Annotated in this window: 1 protein-coding gene; it reads left to right on the top strand. The window is 41.7% G+C overall.

The features are described 5' to 3' along the window. Positions 1-1,418: hypothetical protein (locus F6K38_RS34785; protein WP_287359668.1), on the top strand; the 1,418-nt coding region annotated here is incomplete at both ends.

The raw sequence follows: 1,418 nt of genomic DNA, 5'->3' as shown, positions 1-1,418 counted from the left end.
TCCTGGAAAAACTAGAAGTGATTAATCCCAAGCAATTGTTGGATTTGTTAGAAGAATTATACCAAAAATTACTAGGGGTGATTGAGTCCTTATCTCCCACAATGATCACAGATTTCCTGAATCAGCAGCTGGCAACTGTCAAAACCCACCTAGATAATTTACCTGTCGAGAAGCTTGTGGGCAAAGTGACGGATGGTTTGAGTCAAGTAGATAAGCTGATGGCGGATATCGGGTTGTCGGATGTCCTCAAGTCAGATTTTTGGAAAACTTTGAAGGGGATATTGGAATTAGACTTTGACGATAAAATTAAAGAGGTTAATAATATCCGAAATAAGATCGTAGACCAAGTGAATGCAGTTGATGAGCAGGGTTTGACACAGCAATTGCAGCAACTCCAAACAGCGATCGCAACTTACACCGAGACTCCCAATCTAGCAACCGATGGCGTTGCCGGACAAGTGAAAGCTTATCACCAGGCGGTAGAAACTCTAGCAGCACCAGCAGCCAGCTTGCCAACTCCACCAGCAAAAATTGCTGTAGATTATGAAGATTTGCGAAAACGCTTGGAAAACCTTTATCAAAACTTTACTGCAACTTCCCCTCAAGAGGTTCTCGAACAAGTCAATACTATCGTTACAGACACCACTAGACTCCAGGGGAATGAGAGCCAACGCGATCGCTTGCAACAAAGTGCCAACCGCACTTCTCCTCAGCAGGTAATTGCTCACTTCAAGAAAGTTATTCCCGATGAACTCAACCGACAGATTGTCAATCCTCTGCGGGAAATTCTCCTGGCTTTGGACGAATTACTAAAGCAGCCTCGTACTGTTCTTGGTGACATTAACAATGTGATCAACAGTATCGAAAAGGCTCCGGAACAATTAGTGGAGATTCTCAGCAAGGTTGCTAAGACGCTAGGTGACCAAATTCGTCAGGCAATTAATGGTCTTAAAGAGGCAATTGACAGTCTGAGTAAGGAGGTGGTAAAAGCAATTGAAGGGACATATCAAACAATTTCGGAAACCTTAAATTATCTGAGGCCGAAGCTACTGCTGAATTCCTTTGATGAGAGTGACTTTAAGAATATTGATAGTTTAATCCAAAAACTTGCTAAACCCCTGGATCAAGTTGATAAGTACATCAATAGTAAGCTTTCTGATAGTACTAAATCGTTGCTAACGGCGAATAAACCAGGAACTAAGCAAGCGGTGATTCTGGAGTTGAATAACCTGCTGATCCAGAAAGACTTCTACAATGAGCAACAGTTTGAGCAAGTAACCTTGACTACCGAGGTTAAAGTTTTAAGTTTAGGTGACTATAAAAGTGATCTGGGTGATCTGGTTCACTTTAACCGTTTGTTAATCGAAGCGAATTATCCCCAAGAGCTTGTGATGAATATGGAATCAATTTTCCCTTAT

It is taken from the genome of Moorena sp. SIO3B2 (genome assembly GCF_010692525.1).
GTDB lineage: Bacteria > Cyanobacteriota > Cyanobacteriia > Cyanobacteriales > Coleofasciculaceae > Moorena > Moorena producens.
The sequence above is the reverse complement of the archived record's forward strand: the minus strand, read 5'-3'. Positions and strand labels throughout refer to the sequence as shown.